Source organism: Pediococcus sp. M21F004 (assembly GCF_051122535.1).
Taxonomy (GTDB): Bacteria; Bacillota; Bacilli; order Lactobacillales; family Lactobacillaceae; genus Pediococcus; species Pediococcus inopinatus.
This window is the reverse complement of record NZ_CP177314.1, coordinates 1,805,451-1,825,658: the sequence shown is the minus strand read 5'-3', so window position 1 is coordinate 1,825,658 and position 20,208 is coordinate 1,805,451. Positions and strand designations below refer to the sequence as shown.

The window sequence follows — 20,208 nt, the reverse complement described above, 5'->3', positions numbered from 1 at the left end:
TAAAATAACTTTACTAATCCTTAAGCTTTTACTTGCCAGATGAACCAAAACCGCCTTTACGGACTTGAGCTCGTTCGTCTTTGCCATCAGCCTGAAGATAGGGCATAAAAATCCCCTGTCCAATTCGTTCCCCTTTTTTAATCGTGACATCTCGTAAACCCATATTAATTAACTGAAAATAAATTTCACCCTCGTTGCCTTCATTGTTGTAGTAATCAGCATCGATTATTCCAACCCCATTAGGTAAAATAATACTGCGCTTCAACGGACTACTTGAGCGATTTGCAAGTAACAGATATTCATCGTTTTGCATGTAGGCTTTAATTCCCGTAGGTACTAAAAAAGGTTTAAGTTCTTTGCTTCCCTTCGCCAAATCATCTTCCGTAACTGGCTTGTTGTGATGAAGAGACCAGAGAACCTTCAAGAAATCCAGTTTCCAGATTGAAGGCAAAATAAAATCCTTCGATGCTTCAAAATCATATCCTGCTGCATTAGTAGTGGAACGGTATGGCAAATTTAAAGCCTGTTCTGTATATTTTGAGACAATTTCAAATCCACGCTTCATTTTAAAAATTCCTCTCTTATTTCGTCTAATAAATAAGTTCGCATTAAAAGGTTCAATCTTTGTATATTATCCGTTTGTAGACGCGTTTTGTAAACTAATTCATTCGAAAATTAAGTTTATAATTGACTTTATAAAAAGAGCAAGGGACAATTAGTGAGAAACCGTTGATTTTATTAGGAGGAGTGACCGTATGGAATTTATAAACGATGGCAAGCAAATCAGTTTTAAACATCAAAATAAACTTGGTGGAGATGTCACTTATTTTCCCATTCGTGAGGGACAAACATTGGTGATCGAGCAAGTCTTTGTCGATCCAACTTTACGTGGGCATGGCTTAGCACAACAATTAATGGTCGAAATGTTAACTTATGCGCAAACTCAACACAAGACGATTTACCCATTATGTCCTTACGCGCAGTCCTATCTAAAACATCATCCAGAATATCAAGCTTTAATTGATCCACAAATTCCCAATAATCAAACTGCGGATAGCTTACAAGAAATGGAGCATAATAATGGAACAAAATGAGTTAAAAAAATTAGTTGGTCAAGAAGCTGTTAAATTCATTAAAAACAACATGGTGGTGGGGCTTGGAACAGGCTCAACCGTAAAATTTATGGTGGATGCCCTGGGCGACCGTGTCAAAAATGAAAATCTTCACATCATTGGTGTCCCTACCTCAAACCGGACAGCTGCTCAGGCTAAATCATTGGGCATTACGGTTAAATCAGTCGACGAAGTGGATCACATTGATTTAACGATTGATGGTGCTGATGAAATTAGCGCTGATTATCAGGGTATCAAAGGCGGGGGTGCTGCTCACCTCTTCGAAAAAATTGTCGCCACCAATTCAACTAAAGTCATGTGGATTGTGGATGAATCAAAGATGGTGACCACGCTTGGCAAATTTCCACTCCCCTTGGAAGTCATTCCTTATGGAAGCAAACAAGTTTTTAAAAAGCTAGAAGCAAAGAATCTTCATCCTGAATTTCGTTTAAATGAAAACGGCGATCACGTCTTAACCGATTCAAAAAATTATGTCATTGATTTACACTTAGGTGAGATTAAACACCCTCATCAACTAGCCGATTACTTGATCAAACAAGTCGGAATCATTGAGCAAGGTCTCTTTTTGGATATGGTCAATACAATCATCGTCGGACGGCAAAATGGTCCCGAGGTTATTCAAGCCCGTCCCTAAATCGTTTTTTAATCAAGATTTAAGCATTTACTAATTATTCTTTTTCGACTACAATGTTTATATATCATAGGTTAGGAGTGAACACATTGAGTAATAATAGTATTTCTAAAGAACAAATTGCTCGTTACGCAAAGAATTATAACGAACAAAACAAATCAAAAGTCCTTGAACGCGCGGTTACAAAGAACGGTATTTTAGCTACTAGTGAAGGCCTTCGTGGCGGAGCTGATTTTAGTCCCGTTTTCTCAATTGACTTAAAGACAGGTGCTGTTGCTAACCAAAAGCAAAGTGGCCGTTGTTGGATGTTTGCTGCATTAAACACAATGCGTCATCATTTATCAGATGAATTTAAGTTAAAAGATTTCGAACTCTCACAAAACTACACTTTCTTCTGGGACAAGTTTGAGAAATCAAACTGGTTCTACGAAAATGTGATTGCTACAGCCGACAAACCAACTTCAGACCGTAAAGTTTCATGGTTAACTAACGAACCTCAAGGTGATGGTGGCCAATGGGACATGTTATGTGCCCTCATTGACAAGTATGGTATCGTTCCTGAATCAGTTTATCCAGAAACTTACAACAGTAACAAATCAAACGAATTCAACACCCTCTTAAACGAAAAGCTTCGTAAAGATGCTGTTGAACTTCGTGAACTTGTAAATGATGACAAAACATCAGATGAACAGGTTCAATCACGTAAAGAGAAAATGTTAGGCGAAGTTTACCGGATGGCTTCATACAGTTTCGGCGAACCTCCTGCAACATTTGACTGGGAATATCGTGATGATGACAAAAACTACCATCGTGAAGCTGGTTTAACACCCAAATCATTCTATGAAAAATTTGTTGGTTGGGACCTTAAGGAGTACGTTTCAATCATCAATGCTCCTACAGATGACAAACCATTCAACCATACTTACTCAATTGAAATGTTGGGAAATGTCGTTGGTGGCCGTCAGGTTAAACATTTAAACTTAACAATGCACGACTTCAAGCAAGCTGCTATTAACCAACTTAAAGCTGGTCAAAGCGTTTGGTTTGGTTGTGATGTAGGTCAGCATTCAGAACCAAGAACCCGTGGATTATTGGATCTTGGCGTTTACGATGAAGAAGCCCTCTTCGATATTGATTTATCAATGTCTAAGGCAGAACGCTTGGATTACAGCGAAAGCTTAATGACACATGCAATGGTTATTACAGGTGTTGATTTGGTTGACGGCGAACCTAAGAAATGGAAAGTCGAAAACAGCTGGGGCGAAAAAGTTGGCTCAAAGGGTTACATGGTCATGACAGACGATTGGATGAGCGAGTATTGCTACCAAGTTGTTGTGAACAAACAATTCTTAACAGAAGCCCAACGTAAGGCACAAGCTGAGGAACCAACTCAATTATTACCATGGGATCCAATGGGTGCTTTGGCATATAAAGATTAGTGAACGGAACAACACGTTAAAGTTCAAATAAATAGGGGCGCTGTCAGCAGGAGAAATCCTGCTGTAGGCGTTCCTATTTTTTTGGACTTGTGTTGTGCAGTTGTCCTAAGATTAGTGAACGAAACAAATCGTTAGTCCCACAAAAATAAGTAAGGCGAAAGTCAGGAGAATTCCTGGCTGGGAGCTTTGCTTATTTTTTGTGGGACTGATTTGTGCAGTTGTCCTAAAATTAGTGAACTAAACAACACGTTAAAGTTCAAATAAATAGGAGCGCTGTAAGCAGGAGAAATCCTGCTGTAGGCGTTCCTATTTTTTTGGACTTGTGTTGTGTAGTTGTCCTTAATTAACTAAATAACTCAAATACAAAAAAAGAGCCACCCAAGTTTGAAAAAACAGATCAAACTTGAAGCAACTCTTTATTTTTAATCTAAGAACTTCTTACTAATAATTTTCAACTGGTCATCAAACTGGTAAACAATTGGTTCCCCGTTTGCCACTTCAACCCCATCAATACCTTCGTCACTAATTTCTTCCAAGTATTTGATCAACGCACGCAAAGTACTCCCGTGTGCTACAACCAATTGATTCTGTCCATTTAGCAAACGTGGTGCAATTTCATCTATCCAATACGGTAATAATCGCTTATAAGCCATCTCAAGGCTCTCACCGCGTGGTTCGATGTCTCCAAGCTCAACGTATCGCCGATCTGATTCAGTCGCTTCTAGCAACGGCGGAACAGCCTTAAAGCTCCGGCGCCACAAAGCAACTTGACGAACACCGTAAATTTCTCGCGTTTTATCCTTATTTTGGCCACGTAAAGCGCCATAGTGACGTTCATTTAAGCGCCAGGCCTTGTGAATCGGTAACCAGTTCTGATGAATCTGATCCATGACAATGTCTGCCGTTGTAATTGCGCGCTTTAAAAGTGAAGTATGCACATCTGTAAACTGAATCTGTGTTTGTTCAATCAGTTGGCCTGCCCTTTTAGCTTCAGCTCTTCCCTGCTGAGTTAGCGGGACATCGCTCCAACCAGTGTAAACATTATCACGATTTGCTTCACTTTGACCATGCCGCAATAAGACTAAGTAAGTCATTTTTAATCCTCGTCTTCAAAATTTGAATTTAAACCTTTCACTTTATCTTCCAAGTGACTTTTGACTTTATTTCCTAATTGACTCTGAATTTCCGATTGATCTTTTTCAGGATACACAGGTTGACCCATTTCTGAACGAACTGATTTGGAACGGTTTCCCATAAATGTGACGACCGATCCTAACAAAATAATCACAATTCCCACAATCGTTGGTAACGAAATTGTTTCACTTAAAATTAAAGCAGCTAAAACTGGTGCCAAGGCTGGCTTGATGAAGAAGACCAACGAAGCCGTTGAAACATCGGAAGTTTCCATTGCCAAGAAGTAGAAAGCAAAACCACCACCCGTTACACAGACACCGATGAAGAATAGCAGTGGTAAATATTGCCAACTGATGTTGTGAACAACTGGGATACTGACAAATTGTTTAAGGAAACTAACTTGTCCCATTGCACGTCCAATCATAGGGACATGCGTTAACATGATAATTACAAACAATTCAACAGTACCTGTTAAAAAGGTGAAACAAGTCATCACAATCCCGTTTAAATCTCGTTTTTGTGATCCATAACGGGAAATAATACTATAAAGACCAAATGTTAACGCCGATGTAACAGCTAAAGTTAAGCCGACTATGTTTTTAATATGCGTTGGGTTAACAATGACTAACAATCCAATTACTGACACAATAACAGAAATTAAATTAGCCCGGCCCAAACGCTCATGGAGAATTAAATATGAGAAAATCAAGGCAAAAACTGGATTACAGCTGAACAACACCGCAACGGTTGCTGCTGGAGAATACACAATGGCCAACTGATAAAGCGTCATACTGATGATGACACAGACAAATCCGGTTAAACCAAACAGTCTTAAATCCTGCCAGTTTAGTTGCCGATGCTGCTTTTTCAAGGCGCTCAAGGCAATTGGTAGTAAAACTAATCCACCCACTGCGAAACGAATGAGATTCAATTGAATTGGATCAAATGCCCCACCCGCTAATTTAAGTGCAATTTCCATTAAACTAAACATTAAAGTTGAAAAACTAATATACCCAACTGTTTTTCTCAATTTCCTTATTATCTCCTTAATTTTGACAAACTTATCTTTCAATTTCAAGCAAAAGCACTACTTGCTGCCACTAACATCCGTGTCGATGCCAAATCGGACTATCCCGCAGCTTTCGAGGCCTCTTTTTTTATTTAATTAATCCTGATTTAACAAACATCATTAATAATGGAATAATTATTAAACTTAACAGGGTCGTTTCTGTCACCATAATAGCGGCATAGCGCTCATCTGCTTGATATAACTTGGCTACCACAGGCGCATTTGTCATCACTGGCATCGCTGACTGCAAAATAAACACTTGCTTCATTAGAACTGGAACTGGCATCGGCAACACAAGAATTGTCATCAGTAACGGCGCAAAAATAAACCGACCGGACAAGACCCCCAAGCTTTCACGATTCAACGTCATATTTTTAATTCCTGCTCGTTGAATCGCAATTCCAATGAAGAACATGGAAAGCGGGATCGTTAACCCACCAATATATTGACAATCCGATAAAATAAACTGCGGCAATTGAATGTGAAAAAGCACTAAAAAAACGCCCACGATAAAACCAAGTAATGGCGGTGAAAAAATTTTTCCGAGCGTCGTTTTTAAATTAAATTGATGAGCTTGGGTACCGTCTCGCTGAATAAGCCAGACACCCAGTGTCCAAAAGATTGTGGTGTTGGCCATGTAATAAACCAACACATATGGAAGACTACTAGTCCCAAACAAAGCCATATTAACGGGTAGACCAATAAAAACTGTGTTTGAATTTAAAAACATCGATTCAAACAATCCCTTATGCTGCTCCTTAATTCGCAGTACCCGTACTAACACCATAGATAATGCAAATAGAATCAACATAGACAAAACTGGAAACCGTAAATCTGGAAGTGTACTTAATAGTGTTTTTGCAGTAAAATCATGAGTAATCGTACTAACCATATAGGCTGGCAATGCAATTTGCGTCACTAGTTTGGCGATGAGTCGTGATGACCCTTCATCAAACCATTTTCGCCAGGATAGAATGTAGCCAATGGCGATCATGACAATGATGATCACAACACCTTGGATACTATGTAAAAAAATTGTGATATTATCCCTTCTTCAAGTGGTGTATGATGTTAAAATACCGAAACAATGATTACAGTATAGCATATTTTCATAGACCATTTTCACAAAAAGCCTGGTAAATATGGTGTAATCATTATGAAAACGCACACATTATTACAATCGAAATTAACTGAAAAGAGGACTACGTTAGTGAGCGAGAAAAAAGAAAAACACATGAAAAGCACAAAAAAATCATCCAAAAAAATTTGGTGGGGGGCAGCCATCGTTGTATTACTTTTATTAATCGGTGGTGGTATCAAAGCTTACACCATGTACCTGAGTGCCCAAAAAACAATTAACCAATCTTATCAAAAGGCAAAAACGCCTACCGCCCGGAATGTGGCCAAAGTTATTAAGAATAAAAAACCTTTAAATATTTTAATTTTAGGTACGGACACTGGTGCATTAGGCCGAAAAACAACTGGTTTGAGTGACACGATGATCGTTGCATCCCTAAATGCTCAAAAGAAAACCACTTACATGACTAGTATTCCGCGCGATACAGAGGTGACTATCAAAGGGACAACAGAAAAAATAAACTCCGCCTACGCAATTGGAGGCGCCACACAGTCCATAAAAACTGTCCAAAACCTCCTCGATGTTCCTGTTGATTTTTATGTCGTGATGAACATGGGCGGTTTAGAAGATCTCGTAAAATCTGTTGGTGGCGTCGATGTCACTCCACCATTAACTTTTAAGTATGGCTCAGCTAATGTTAAAAAAGGCGTCAAAACCCATTTGACTGGTAAAGAGGCTCTCTCATACTCACGCATGCGCTACGATGATCCCGATGGCGACTATGGTAGACAAAAACGCCAACGCCAAGTAATTTTAGCAATTGTTAAAAAAGCTCTTTCCATTTCTTCAGTAACTAGGTTCCAAACTATTTTAAATTCTGTAAAGAAAAATATGAAGACCAACCTAACGTTCAATGATATGTTGGCACTTCGTTTTAGTTATAAGAATGCTTCCCATCATATAAAATCAACTACTTTGAAAGGCGAAAGCGAAATGATTGACGGGTTATCCTATCAAGTAGCCTCAATGTCAGAACGCCGCCGCGTGTCAAATAAAATCCGTAAAGAACTGGGCTTAGCTGCGACAACCACGCTTAAAGAAAGCGAAGAAAGCTCCAGCACAACTAGCTCATCTACTGATCAAACAACAAGTAGCAGTGCCGCTACCACTTATAATTACGACTCATCGACGTATGCATCTAGTTCAGATGTCACTACGCAAACGGCGCCTTATTAATAGAAAAAGGATTTGGAAAAATTCCAAATCCTTTTTCTTTACATTTAATTCAGTTTTAGCACATGTTCAAATTTAGTTTGCCGCTGTTTTTTTAGTTGGTCCGCATTTAAACCTTCAAAAGATTGTAAGGTGGCTACCAATTCATCATCAATTCGTTGAACCAGTGCGTTGGTTGGCGTTTCATCGATTATATCATCCACCAGTCCAATTTTTTTAAGTTGTTGAGCCATCATTGGTAAAAATTCGCTAGCCTCACGGGTGTCATCGTGGTTTTTTAAAATAGCCTGAACCGCCTCTGGGGAAGCCACTGAAAATAGCGCATTTTCTAACATCAAAATAGCATTCGCATTGCTAAATGCTAAAGCACCACCGCTATGTCCCTCACCTAAAAATAGTGCCACATTAACGACCTTTAACTGCCCCATTTTTAAGATCAAATCAGCAATCGCTTCACTTTGCCCATGCTGTTCAGAAAAGACACTGGCGTCTGCCCCAGGCATATTAATGAAACTAATAACTGGCCGATCAAACTTTTCGGCAGCTTCAATTACTCGTAAGGCTTTGCGATAGCCAGTTACACGGACTGCCCCACCATTGAATTCGCGTCGTTGTTGAATATTAGTTCCCCGATTGATCCCAATAATCGTAACTGGATGATGATGAAATAATCCGACGCCGGCCGTCACCGCTGGATCATCTCCTAGTTGCCGATCACCATGAACCTCAAAAAAGTGTGTCACTAACTGACTGATAAGTTGTTGGGAGGTTAATCGTTTAGGCGAACGCACTAACTTAATTCTTTCTTCTAAAGTTTTCTCACTCATGGTTACCTCCAGAATGAAGTCGCAACAAATTAATTAGTTGATTGCGCATATTTTCTCGCTGGACAACTTGATCAACTAACCCATGAACCAGTAAATCTTCAGCCGTTTGAAACGTATCAGAAAGTTGCTCGTGGGTTGTTTGGGCAATCACGCCTTTTCCAGCAAACCCAATTTGAGCGTGATCTTCAGCCAAAACATAATCTGCTTCAAATCCAAAACTAGCCGAGGCGCCACCCATGGTCGGATCCGTCAAGATATTCACAACCAGATTTTTACTATCTGCCAATTTTGTCCACTGATTCAAGATCGTGTTCATCTGCAACAATGAAAAAATTCCTTCTTGCATCCGGGCCCCACCTGAAGTAATGAAAAAAATCAGTGGTAAATGCCGCGTAACCGCCTCAGCCATTGCCTGTTTAATTACAGCTCCCACCGTAGTGTTTAAGGTTCCCAGCATGAAATGGCTATCCATCACAGCCAGAACCGTTGAAAAACCACCAATCTTAGCAGTGCCCGCTTTAATTGCTTCTTCTGTGCCACTGGTAGCTCGGGCTTTTTTTAATTTCTCCGAGTAACCGGGGAAATCTAAAAAATTAGTACTAACTTCAACGTTTTCAAACGCTTGCCAGCTATCAGGATCAATTGTAATTTTTAACCGCTGGACACTAGTCAATCGCTGCAAGTAACCACAAAAGGGGCATCGATAATTTGGATACCACTGAAGTTCGTGCACATGTTCTCCACAATGCCGGCAAGCTTGCCAACTATTCTTTTCAGGCATATGACTCATGTGATTGTTCCTCCATTAGTTTCCCTACAGAATGAATGTGATAGTGATTCTCGGCAAATTGACTACTGTTAATTAATTGCTTTAATTGCTTTAAATTAGTGCCAACTCCTGTAACTTCAACTTGTTTTAAAGCAGTCTTCATTTTTTCAATTGCTGCCTCACGCGTTTTACCAGATACGATTATCTTTGCCAACAGCCGATCATAAAATGGCGTAATCACATCACCTTTTTGGAGGCCTGTATCCACACGCACTCCTGATGGCAGCTTAAATTGCGTAAGCTGGCCTGTCTCAAACTGATGATGAGACGCCTCATTTTCAGAATTTAAGCGGCATTCAATTGCATGTCCTGTAAACTCGACTTGCTGAATGGATAGCTTTTTACCTGCCGCCACCTGAATTTGGGCCTGCACAATGTCAATCCCACTCGTTTCCTCTGTAACGCCATGTTCCACTTGCAAACGTGTATTCATTTCTAAAAAATAAAATTGGTGGTGCACAAATAAAAACTCAACGGTTCCCAAGCTTTGGTAATGGGATTTATCCAACAATTGGTGCACCAGCTTATACAAGATGGTTCGTTCCGCTTTCGTTAAAATTTGCGCATTACTCTCTTCAATAATTTTTTGCCGATTTTTCTGCAAGCTACAGTCACGATCACCTAAAATCAGTAATTGATCGGGCATCCCCAGCACTTGCACTTCAATGTGCCGAGCATCTTCAAACGCGCGCTCCAAATAAATAGCCCCGTCCAAAAAAGACGCCCCTGCCTCCTCTTTGACAAGCTGATACTTATCAAAAAGTTCTTTTGCAGAGTGAACAAGCCGGATGCCTTTGCCGCCGCCGCCATGACTGGCCTTCAATAAAACTGGATACCCTAGCGCATTGGCCTTGGCATACAGTTGGGGCTCACTTGTGATCATTCCTGAGCCCGGAATAATCGGTAATCCACATTTCTCAGCAAGTGTGCGCGAATTGGTTTTATCAGAAAAATCATGAATCAAAGCAGGTTGTGGACCAATCCAGGTTATCCCACATTCCGCACACATTTTGGCAAACAAGTCATCTTCAGACAAAAATCCATAGCCAGGATGCACTGCATCAGCATTGGTATTAACGCCAGCCATTAAAATTGCCTCTCGATTAAGGTAAGAATCCATCGCATTTGCTGGACCAATACAGACAGCTTCATCCGCTTGTTGCACAAATAACGCTTCTCGATCAGCCTCTGAATACACGGCAACCGTCGCAATTCCTAGTTTCTGACAAGCGCTAATAATCCGTACGGCAATTTCGCCCCGGTTAGCAATTAAAACTTTCCTAAACATTTTGAGTACCTTTTAACGTGATTAAGGATTGATGATACTCAACTGGATCTCCATTTTTTACATGGAGTTCACTAATCACGCCTGATTGAGGACTAGTTACATCATTAAACAATTTCATGCTTTCAATCTGAGCAACCACGTCGCCTGCTGCAACTTTCTGCCCAACTTTTAATTGTTTTTCCAAATGAACAACGCCTACCATCGGGCTGCTGATTACCAAATTAGCAGATTTCGCTTCTTGGCTTGTATGGTTAGGCGTTGGCTCTGAAGAAGTTTCATTCATTACTTTTTTTACATGAATTTTAGTTTGGTCGATTTCGATCTCTACTTCACTGAAGTTCATTTGATCTAGTTTATCTAATAATTTATTGATATCTTCTAAATTCAAATTAAGTAACCTCCTAGAAGTTAATTAGCATACTAGCATAGTCTAAACCAGCACCAAAACCAGTTAACAACACTTTTTTAGGCTGGCCTTTAACCCTTGCCAGTTCGTCTAGCGCCATCGGAATTCCAGCTGATGAGGTATTCCCATAATGCGTGACATTTACCGGAAACTTTTCAATCGGAATCATCAGTGTCTCACTAATTTTTTCAATAATCCGCAGATTAGCTTGATGACAAATAACCGTATCAATAGTTTGCGCATTTAATTGGTTATTTTCTAAAATTTGCTTCATTTGTGTAGGAACCGTTTCTGTAGCAAAAGCAAAAACTGATCGGCCATCCTGATAAAATGCATCTGTTTTTGGATAATTGTCTGCCGAGATTGTTTGAATCGGCTGAATTCTACCACTATGAATCGTTTGATTCGCGCTCCCCATTGATTGCAATTTCTCATCAATAAAAAATTCTTCACGCGCATCATCTGTTGTTTCTAGTAAGGCGCCACCAGCCCCGTCTCCAAAAAACACAGCGGAGGTTCGATCCTTAAAATCCATCATCTTAGAATTAGTTTCGCCACTAATGACTAAAGCTTTATGATACCGTCCAGACCGTAAAAACTTCTCTGCAGTACTCAAACCAAATACAAACCCCGCACACGCAGCGGAAATATCCATGGCAAAGGCATTTTTAGCACCTAGTTTATCTTGCACAATGCAGGCCGTCGCGGGCGTTAAGCTGTCTGGGGTGATAGTAGAGACTAAGATTAGGTCAATTTCATCAGCTTGGACACCACTCTTAGTTAAAAGTTGTTTGCCAACTTCCGCACATAAATCTGAGGTGTTTTCATCATTCATCGCAAAATGACGTGTCTTGATCCCGGTATGTGATTGGATCCAGTCATCATTTGTATCCATGATTTTACTTAACTCAAAATTATCGACAATGCGCTCCGGTACATAGTGACCCGTAGCCGCAATTTTGATGTTTACCGTCATTTTCCGTTCCTCGCTTACAACTGTTTTCTTTATTTTAACAATTTTTTCTGTGATTGGGTAATTTAACCTTATTTCTAATCAAAACTTTAACTCTTTTTGTTGAAATATTCCTTTTTCTAGTATAAAAAATAGAACTAAAGTATGGACTTAATTTGGTCAGCGTTCGCCAACTAAATCATTCTATTCTTTAGTTCTATATTAAGTTTTATAACTTATTTTTTGCTAACATCGTGATCATGTCTTTTTTACCATCATTTGGAATCTTTTGTGCAAACACCTGTAACCCCGCATCATGTAAAGAACGAATCGTGCTAATTTCTTCTGGTCCAACCGCAATTGAATCGTTGAGCATCGTCATTCCTTCAGAAAAAGCCAGACTGCCAATATCAATTCCTAGCTCTTTGAAATCCATCCCACCATGCACAAGTCTCAACATATCTTGCACGGTTTCGGTTAACAAAAGGACCTTGAAGGCATCGAAACGATCATCTGCATAAATTCGAAGCATTTTATCAATTGTTAAAACGTTGGTATTGACCCCAAGCGGTGCGGCTTGAACAATCAGCATCTTTCGCAATTCATCATTGGCCACACTGTCTGACACCACTAATATTCGATTCGGTTTAACACTTTTAGCCCATCCGGTTGCAATTTGACCATGAAGTAAACGACTATCAACCCTTGCCAAACAAATCTTCATTGTCAAAACTACTCGTCTCCCTCATCTTCTGGCAATTGCAAATGGCGAACACCAGATTTGGCACTTTCTTCTAGACGAGAAATTGCATCACTCAATGATTGCTCACGCACCACGTAAGCCTCACTTAACATTGCTAAATTTAAACCAGTAATCAGGCCCATTTGATTCGCGTGTTTTGCCACAATTTGACCGGCCACATTAAATGGCGTACCGCCAAACAAATCAACTAAAAATATAACCTGATCGCTTGGATCAAAACTACTCAAAGCAACTTGATAGTCATTCAATAATTTCTTGGGATCTTCATCAGGTTCCAAGGTTACTGGCACAACCTTTTCTTGCTTACCAAATATTTCCCAAGATGACTTCACAATACTCTTAGCAAAATCTCCGTGGCTCGCTACAACGTATGCAATCATTACTGTTACTCCTCCTTTGAAGCTAAGTTATTACTTTTTTAGAAGATCTGTAAAACTATGACGAAGCCGATCGAACATATCTTTTTCATAGACTAATTGTTTGGCATCTAGGTAGCTTCGCATAGCCTTTAAAACCTTTTTAGGATCCTTGGTTGTGAATACATACCCAATATTTCGATTAGTTTGAACAGAGAAACGCACAATCTTACCCTTTCGAATGCCCCGCGATGCCACAACATGGCTAATTTCATTCCAGGGTATAAAAACAAAGTTTCGATTTTTTTGGTTGTTAATAAATTCAAATCCTTTATCACCAATCACAATTTTTCCACGTTGATTAGCCCCCACAAATAAATCCGCAGAAACTTTTAAATCAATTTTTGTGTTCTTTGTTTCATTCATTGACTATTACTTTCCTTTAGCTATTTTGACTTAGTCTGCCTGTGTCCCCCAACTTTGTTCTTAATCTTCTTAAAGATATTACTTGAACCCCGTGTGATAACTTGAAAGAACGTTAAAGAACGTACCATGTTTTTAGGCTCAACATAGACTCGAATTGCTCGTAAAGTTTTTTTGGCATCCCGAGCGGCAAAAGAATAGGTCCCGTTTGATTTTGTCTTGATAGCAAAACGAGGAATCCATTTACCTTTAAAAATAACCGAAGCCACCACATAGCTAACTTCAGTCCAAGGAATCTGAACATAATCCTTAACATTTCGGGCACTATAAAATTCAAACCCTTTATCACCAATCATAATTTGTCCATAACTGCCTAGTCCGATATATGAAGTTCCCTTCATCACTAGATCAACTTTTGTATTGATAGATTCAACCATTTGCTCAACTCCATTCTCTTGTTATTACTGCCATTATACGGCGACTTTATCATTTGGGCAAAGTTAGTCACCATCTTATTAATCTACCTAATTAATAAAAAAAGCCCGGGAACTAAATCCCAGACTAATTCTATACTTATTACATAACGTGTAAGACATGTAAGATGATACCAACGAAGAATAAACCAAAGATAATAACGATTGGTGAAACACCCTTCTTAAGTAACCACATACAGAATAATGTAAGAAGTAATCCTGCTAAACCTGGAATCAATTGATCCAAGTTATCTTGTAAAGTTGTCACTTTATATTTATCCAAAGATAAACCAGCAGCCTGTTGTGTCAAAGCTTCTTTGATCCCAGCAGCACCCTTTGGAAGATGAGCCCAATCAATGAAGGCACCCTTAGCTTGTTCAACTTTTGAAACAACTGGGGTGAACTTAACAACAACCCAACGGTTAATTAAGGCTCCTAAGATAAACATACCTAGAATTGAAGCACCTTTAGTAACTTTTTGTAGTAAACCGCCAGACATATCTTTTGAAATTGCAGAACCGGCTTTATAACCAAATTCTTGTGTATACCAAGTAAATGCCATTCGAATAATATTCCAAGCAATAAAGAAGATGATTGGTCCCATGATATTACCACTCATGGCTAATGAAGCACCCAAAGCACCTAAAATTGGACGAACAGTAAACCAGAACACTGGATCACCAACACCAGCCAAAGGACCCATCATACCAACTTTAACACCTTGAATAGCTACATCATCAATTGGTGCACCATTAGCACGATCTTCTTCAAGTGCCATTGTAACCCCGAGAATTGGAGAAGCTAAGTAAGGATGAGTGTTAAAGAACACTAAATGCCGTTTCAGAGCTTCTGCACGATCTTCTTTTGTTTTATATAATCTTTTAAGAGCTGGGACTAAAGAATAAGCCCAACCACCATTTTGCATACGTTCATAGTTCCAAGAACCTTGAAGGAAAGTTGAACGCCACCAAACGGAAACACGATCTCTTTTTGTTAATTTCAATTTTGTATCTGCCATTTTTTGTTCGCTCCCTTCATTAATAGTTGTCTATGACATCGCCGAGTGGGTCACCAGAATTATTGGCTCCCGTATCATTACTTGATCCACTGCCACTGTTACTTGATAAGTTCAAGTAAATTAAGGCGAATGAAACACCAATTGCACCTAAACCAATCAAAGTTAATGATGGAATTGTTGCCATTACAAAACCAATGGCAAAGAATGGCCATACTTCAGCAGTTGCCATCATGTTGATAACCATTGCATATCCAACGGCAACAACCATACCACCACCAATGGAAAGACCACCGGTTAACCATGAAGGCATTGCGTTCAATAATGCACGAACAGGAGTAGCACCAACAGCTAAGATTAATGCTGCAGGGATAGCAATACGGATACCTTGTAAACAGATATCAATCCATTGCCACATGTCTAACTTAGCAAAACTACCTTCTTCAGCAGCTCTATCCATAATATGAACAATCATAGTTGAAATTGTCCGAACAAGAATTGTAAGTAACAATCCAGCAACAGCTAAAGGTACAGCAATGGCAATCGCAGAAGCAACTCCTGCTCTACCTTGGCCACCTAAAACTAAAATAATTGCAGAAGCAACACCAGCTAAAGCAGCATCGGGTGCAACAGCAGCTCCAACGTTAGCCCAGCCTAAAGCGATCATTTGTAACGTACCACCTAAAATTAAGCATGGCATCAAATTTCCAGTAACTAAGCCGATCAACGTACATGAGATAACTGGTTGGTGAAATTGGAATTGATCCAAGATACCTTCCATACCAGCTAAGAACGCAATGAGAACGACTAAAATCATCTGAATAGCGTTTAAATTCATAACGATTAATCCTCCGTTTTCTTTATTTTAAATTATTCTTGTTTTTGTAACTGAGTCTCTGCTTTTTTAAGAATTTCATCCATATTGTCTTTTGAGTCGGTTGGGACTTTACGAACATCGAATGTAATTCCATCAGCCTTCAATTTAGCAAATGTATCAATATCTTTTTGATCAAAAGCTAAAACCTTGTTAGGTTGAACTTTACCAACTGAATGTGACATAGAACCTACGTTGATAGTCTTCAGTGGAACGCCACCTTCAACGGCTCTAAGGGCATCTTGTGGTGTTTCAAAAAGCAATAATGCTCGTTGACCACCGAAATGCTTGTCATCCTTAGATAACTTGATCATCTGATCGATTGGCACAACATGTGCCTTCACACCTGAAGGAGCAGCCTGTTTGATCATGGTTGTCCGTAACTCATCTTTGGCAACACTGTCAGAAACAACAATAATTCGAGTTGGATTAGTAGCTTTTGACCAACCAGTTGCAACTTGTCCATGTAGTAAACGTGAATCAATTCGCGCCAAAACATATTCAAGCTTTCCAGGCTTACCAGCAGCAGCCCCTGTATTTGCAGGTTTTGCAGATGCTTCTTTGACCTGTAATTCCTCTGGTCGAACCTTAACACCTTCAATGGCAGTCTCTTGGATATGAGCCGCGATATCACGTGCACTATCCATAGACATTCTTGAAGAATATGCCTCAATCAACATTGGTAAGTTCAAACCGGCAACAATCGCCCATTTGTCTTTGTGAGCTTCAAACAAGTTATTAACTTGATTAAATGGTGTTCCGCCCCAAAGATCAACTAAGAACAACACCTCATCTTGGTTCTTGAAAGTAGCAACAGCTGCTTCCAATTTTCCTTTAATGTCGTCAGGTCCTTCGCTGGGCTTTAATGTAACAGCTTTTACGTCTTCTTGATCTCCAAAGATCATTGATCCGGATTGCAAGATTCCGTTAGCGAATTCACCATGACTAGCAATGATAATCCCTACCATTTCTATACCTCCTATTATGATTGTTACAGTAAATAAAAATAAACAAATAATTTCTCAATCGCCTGTAACGAAATTTGATCCTTACAAGTACAAGACCATCTTTTTTGCACTCACTTATATATAAGCAAAAACCGTGCCAAAGTACACTAAATGAAAACGCCTACTTTAAAGCGTTTTAAAATAACACACAAAGCTGATACAGTGTTGTGTATCAGCTTTGTGTGTTATTTGTGAATCAATTTTGTGTATTTAGTTAGTTAAACTGACCGTTTCATCTTTAACTTGCCAGCTTTCAAGGAGTTTCACAATGTAATAAACTTCTTCTGGTGGTAATTCAATTCTAATTCGGTGAAGATACATATCATCCACTGCCTTCACTGCTGAATACCACTTAGAATTGACCATCTCTTTTAATTCTGCATCGCTGGCCGATATTTCACCATTCGTCAACGAGCGTTCGATGGCTCCTGCGATATGCATGATGAGATTAATTTTGAACGGTTCGCTGAATTTTTTATTTGTATCAGCCTGAAGTTGATCAATGTACTGCCATAAAACATCGGTAATTTTATGTGGATTAATAAAAGTATAAAATTCATCCAAGTATTGTGCACAAACTTCTTTGGTTAGTTTCATATCCTGATGGCTATCAAAAGAACTAAGGGAATCGCGCTCTAACACTTTATCAAGGAACCGTTCGCCGCCACCTTCCAAAAGATTTTGTAGGGGCATGAATGGCACTTGAATGCCAGGATGCGTAACACCAGTTGTCGCAATAATTTGATACTCCGTTTGGAGGCTGTGGATATGTTCATCCATATTAACTAAAGATATTGGAATTACCTTAATATCTTCAATTAAGTTTTCCACTAATAATTGGTCCAACATCGATTGAATTTTCTTGGCCGTTCCTTCACCTGTTGAACAAATTGCCACAATTGCCTTTGGACGGACTGACGTTGAATTTGTTTCCTTTGAACTATTCGGCAATTCTTCTTTTTTCGTACTGGCATTCACACGAGAATAGCCACGGAATTCGCGGAGCTCTGAATAAATAGCTGCTAAATCCGTTTCAATAAAGGAAGCCTTTCGAGCTGCCTCCAAGACCATCGCCGTTGTGACCATATCAATGGTCTTAACCGGGATATGCGTTTCTTCCGTAATCTTGGTGCCAAAAGTACTTAACGATCCCATATCAACAAGTAGTAAAACGCCATTACCTTCATCAGCACGATTAACACACTCCACAATATCCTTATAAGCCGTTTTAGGATTCATGTCTAGAGGCATATCAAACGATTGAATGGTGTTATCAGATAGTAATTGAGACACAACCTGAACCATGGATGTCGCCGTGCTGCTTCCATGTGCGGCCACCACAATACCAACTTTCCCAGAGGTTGGTGCCACTTTTAGTGAAACAAGCAAGATTGCTAAATAATAGCTTTCAGATTCAGGAATCGGCACATTATAACGATTTTCCAACTGGGCCTTAATTTTTTGTGCCACCTTCATCTCGTCAGGATACTCTTCCACCATGGCAATCAAATCACGACTCATTGTTCGCATTGGTTTCCCAGACTGAATTCTTTTAATGAAGGAACTAATATGCAAACTCATAGCATACAAGAAATTATCGCGAAAATTATAGTCTAAGATTTTTTCGATTTTAACTTGCGTTTCCTTGGTGAAATCAATGATATCTTGATTCACAATTTCTGCAAGTTTTGACTCACCGCGTGTATCATCTTCATCTGGCGAAAAAGTTTTTAAATGAAGATTAATATCAGTCGTAATGAAATGATTGATATGCTCTTGGTCTAATCCTTGCTGACGAAGCAAAGTCGCCTTATCACCAATAATTTCATACAGATTATATGGCAATTCATAACTATCATTTCGGTTCGTTAACACGTGGGTATCAGAATCCGGCTGAATGGTCATGTAAGGCTCTAATAACTTAGAAATTTCGCCTGAATCACGACGATTAGCCGCAAGATGAACTAACCCATCCTTAATATTCGGTGGCAAGTCATCCACTGTAATCACAATTTCGTTTTCGTTTTCAATGCTATTTAAAAAACCACGTGCGCAAACCAGTTGGATGTTTGATTTCAACTGACCAACGTTTCCGTAAGTCACACTACCTAAAAGCGACTGGACAACATCTTCTGTTAGCGTAATTTGCTTGTGAGTCCGATTGGCTTCAAGGCTTAACAGCACCTTTAACAATTCAACTCGTTCTTTTGCACTCCGTTTATTAAATGCAGGTAATTGGATGGTAATCGGAATTCGGCGAACGAAAGTTTTTAATAGAGAACTTTCTGGATCTTCCGTTGTTGCACAAACTAAACGCACATTAGCATGGTGAATCTTAGAAGTCTCACCCAATTTGCTGTAGGTGCCGTGGTCCATGAAATAAAAGATCATTTCTTGGCCTTCGGGAGGTAACCGATGCACTTCATCCAAAAATAGCATCCCGTTATCAGCCTCTTGAATCAGCCCATCTTTCTCTTCGTCTGCACCCGTGAAAGCACCCTTTACGTACCCAAACAAATGTGACATTAACAGCTCTGGATTATGCGAATAATCCGCACAATTAAAGGTAATTAGTTGATCGTCTTTTTTTATTAAATCCCGATTTTGAGCAAACTGAAACATGGCATTAGCAAAGTATGTTTTACCAGATCCGGTCGGGCCAATCACGAGGGTATTCAAGCCACGTGGTGGATACAAAATTGCAGCCTTGGCCTGTTCAATCTGATTACGCATACTAGAGCTATTCCCAATCATGTGCTCAAAAACATCACTGATACCTGCTGATTTTTTTGGTTTTTCAGTGTGCTCTAAGCCACTATGAATACGGCGTTTGCCTGCCGAAAGTGGTGATGTAATTACTTCTTTTTCGGGCTCTTGAGCTGCGCCGCGACGACAATAACGAACTGGTCGTCCCGCCAATTTAGTTAGTTTTTCTTCACGGACCAGTTGATTCAATTCTTTGCTGACATTGGAGCGGATCAAATCTAACTCATCAGCCACTTGTTCTGTAGTAAAAGTTTCTGCACCGGTTAACTGATTTGTTTCATCCGGAGTTGTTTTTTCGACAATATATTGGTAAATCCGATCTTTTCTCTTCATATTAGTTGTTCCTCAGTTTTGTGCGTTCATTTTTGATACACTTAATAATACAGTATCATTTTAGCACACCGGGTTAATTAATACAGAATTTAATCCTTAGTAGCTCGCCATCCTTGATGCTTTGGCTTTTAAAGCAGGCTTGGTTATTGAATACATTATCTAAACGCCCATTGTGTATC

21 protein-coding genes are annotated in these 20,208 nt (G+C 39.5%); 4 read left to right on the top strand and 17 right to left on the bottom strand.

Annotation, left to right across the window (positions count from 1 at the left end):
- Positions 1–28: 28 nt before the first annotated feature.
- Entirely contained in the window at positions 29–565 is a 537-nt protein-coding gene (locus ACLHK8_RS09075) for a hypothetical protein (RefSeq protein WP_057773854.1), read from the bottom strand.
- 190 nt (positions 566–755) lie between these two features.
- Between ACLHK8_RS09075 and ACLHK8_RS09070 the strand changes: the two genes are divergently transcribed.
- Genes ACLHK8_RS09070 through ACLHK8_RS09060 form a run of 3 tightly spaced genes read left to right on the top strand, consistent with a single transcriptional unit; the run spans position 756 to position 3,203 of the window.
- Complete coding sequence (locus tag ACLHK8_RS09070; RefSeq protein ID WP_057773856.1) at positions 756–1,094, top strand: GNAT family N-acetyltransferase; 339 nt, start codon at positions 756–758, stop codon at positions 1,092–1,094.
- Positions 1,081–1,767, top strand: a complete 687-nt coding sequence (gene rpiA / locus ACLHK8_RS09065; RefSeq protein ID WP_057773858.1) for a ribose-5-phosphate isomerase RpiA — start codon at positions 1,081–1,083, stop codon at positions 1,765–1,767. Before ACLHK8_RS09070 ends, rpiA begins: the two co-directional genes overlap by 14 nt.
- Before the next feature lie 53 nt (positions 1,768–1,820).
- Positions 1,821–3,203, top strand: coding sequence for an aminopeptidase C (locus ACLHK8_RS09060; protein WP_063698361.1), 1,383 nt, complete (start codon positions 1,821–1,823; stop codon positions 3,201–3,203).
- A gap of 422 nt (positions 3,204–3,625) precedes the next feature.
- On the opposite strand, the gene ACLHK8_RS09055 is transcribed toward ACLHK8_RS09060, so the two are convergent.
- The 3 genes from ACLHK8_RS09055 to ACLHK8_RS09045 form a co-directional block, all read right to left on the bottom strand.
- Positions 3,626–4,297, bottom strand: coding sequence for a 2,3-bisphosphoglycerate-dependent phosphoglycerate mutase (locus ACLHK8_RS09055; protein WP_057773862.1), 672 nt, complete (start codon positions 4,295–4,297; stop codon positions 3,626–3,628).
- A gap of 2 nt (positions 4,298–4,299) precedes the next feature.
- The gene (locus ACLHK8_RS09050) at positions 4,300–5,367 is read right to left on the bottom strand and encodes a DMT family transporter (protein ID WP_057773863.1); all 1,068 of its coding nucleotides are present in this window, start codon (positions 5,365–5,367) and stop codon (positions 4,300–4,302) included.
- A 127-nt stretch (positions 5,368–5,494) separates the two neighbouring features.
- Complete coding sequence (locus ACLHK8_RS09045) at positions 5,495–6,448, bottom strand: AEC family transporter (RefSeq protein WP_057773866.1); 954 nt, start codon at positions 6,446–6,448, stop codon at positions 5,495–5,497.
- Between the two features lie 168 nt (positions 6,449–6,616).
- Here ACLHK8_RS09045 and ACLHK8_RS09040 point away from each other — a divergent pair, with 168 nt between their 5' ends.
- A complete protein-coding gene (locus ACLHK8_RS09040; RefSeq protein ID WP_236698834.1) occupies positions 6,617–7,720 on the top strand; it encodes an LCP family protein in 1,104 nt (367 codons plus the stop codon).
- A gap of 44 nt (positions 7,721–7,764) precedes the next feature.
- On the opposite strand, the gene accA is transcribed toward ACLHK8_RS09040, so the two are convergent.
- The 13 genes from accA to ACLHK8_RS08975 form a co-directional block, all read right to left on the bottom strand.
- Positions 7,765–8,544 carry a carboxyltransferase subunit alpha gene (gene accA, locus ACLHK8_RS09035; RefSeq protein WP_057773869.1) on the bottom strand — a complete coding sequence of 260 codons (780 nt, stop codon included), beginning with the start codon at positions 8,542–8,544 and terminating at the stop codon, positions 7,765–7,767.
- Positions 8,537–9,334 (bottom strand): acetyl-CoA carboxylase carboxyltransferase subunit beta, encoded by a 798-nt coding sequence (locus tag ACLHK8_RS09030; RefSeq protein WP_063698364.1) that lies wholly within the window; start codon positions 9,332–9,334, stop codon positions 8,537–8,539. The genes accA and ACLHK8_RS09030 overlap by 8 nt, the downstream gene beginning before the upstream one ends.
- Positions 9,318–10,661 (bottom strand): acetyl-CoA carboxylase biotin carboxylase subunit, encoded by a 1,344-nt coding sequence (locus ACLHK8_RS09025; RefSeq protein WP_063698366.1) that lies wholly within the window; start codon positions 10,659–10,661, stop codon positions 9,318–9,320. Before ACLHK8_RS09025 ends, ACLHK8_RS09030 begins: the two co-directional genes overlap by 17 nt.
- Positions 10,654–11,049, bottom strand: coding sequence for an acetyl-CoA carboxylase biotin carboxyl carrier protein (locus tag ACLHK8_RS09020; protein ID WP_057773875.1), 396 nt, complete (start codon positions 11,047–11,049; stop codon positions 10,654–10,656). Before ACLHK8_RS09020 ends, ACLHK8_RS09025 begins: the two co-directional genes overlap by 8 nt.
- A 13-nt stretch (positions 11,050–11,062) precedes the next feature.
- The gene (locus tag ACLHK8_RS09015) at positions 11,063–12,043 is read right to left on the bottom strand and encodes a beta-ketoacyl-ACP synthase III (RefSeq protein ID WP_057773879.1); all 981 of its coding nucleotides are present in this window, start codon (positions 12,041–12,043) and stop codon (positions 11,063–11,065) included.
- Positions 12,044–12,248: 205 nt separating this feature from the next.
- On the bottom strand, positions 12,249–12,749 hold the full coding sequence (locus ACLHK8_RS09010; RefSeq protein WP_057773881.1) for a PTS system mannose/fructose/N-acetylgalactosamine-transporter subunit IIB: 501 nt from the start codon (positions 12,747–12,749) through the stop codon (positions 12,249–12,251).
- Between the two features lie 2 nt (positions 12,750–12,751).
- The gene (locus ACLHK8_RS09005) at positions 12,752–13,162 is read right to left on the bottom strand and encodes a PTS sugar transporter subunit IIA (RefSeq protein ID WP_063698368.1); all 411 of its coding nucleotides are present in this window, start codon (positions 13,160–13,162) and stop codon (positions 12,752–12,754) included.
- A 30-nt stretch (positions 13,163–13,192) separates the two neighbouring features.
- Positions 13,193–13,564 (bottom strand): DUF956 family protein, encoded by a 372-nt coding sequence (locus ACLHK8_RS09000; protein WP_063698370.1) that lies wholly within the window; start codon positions 13,562–13,564, stop codon positions 13,193–13,195.
- Positions 13,565–13,584: 20 nt separating this feature from the next.
- The gene (locus ACLHK8_RS08995) at positions 13,585–13,998 is read right to left on the bottom strand and encodes a DUF956 family protein (protein ID WP_057773887.1); all 414 of its coding nucleotides are present in this window, start codon (positions 13,996–13,998) and stop codon (positions 13,585–13,587) included.
- Between the two features lie 139 nt (positions 13,999–14,137).
- A complete protein-coding gene (locus ACLHK8_RS08990; RefSeq protein WP_057773888.1) occupies positions 14,138–15,052 on the bottom strand; it encodes a PTS system mannose/fructose/sorbose family transporter subunit IID in 915 nt (304 codons plus the stop codon).
- Between the two features lie 19 nt (positions 15,053–15,071).
- On the bottom strand, positions 15,072–15,887 hold the full coding sequence (locus tag ACLHK8_RS08985) for a PTS mannose/fructose/sorbose transporter subunit IIC (RefSeq protein WP_057773889.1): 816 nt from the start codon (positions 15,885–15,887) through the stop codon (positions 15,072–15,074).
- A gap of 32 nt (positions 15,888–15,919) precedes the next feature.
- On the bottom strand, positions 15,920–16,891 hold the full coding sequence (locus tag ACLHK8_RS08980) for a mannose/fructose/sorbose PTS transporter subunit IIA (RefSeq protein WP_057773890.1): 972 nt from the start codon (positions 16,889–16,891) through the stop codon (positions 15,920–15,922).
- Between the two features lie 249 nt (positions 16,892–17,140).
- Positions 17,141–20,029, bottom strand: coding sequence for a sigma-54-dependent transcriptional regulator (locus ACLHK8_RS08975; protein WP_063698372.1), 2,889 nt, complete (start codon positions 20,027–20,029; stop codon positions 17,141–17,143).
- Between the last annotated feature and the right edge of the window lie 179 nt (positions 20,030–20,208).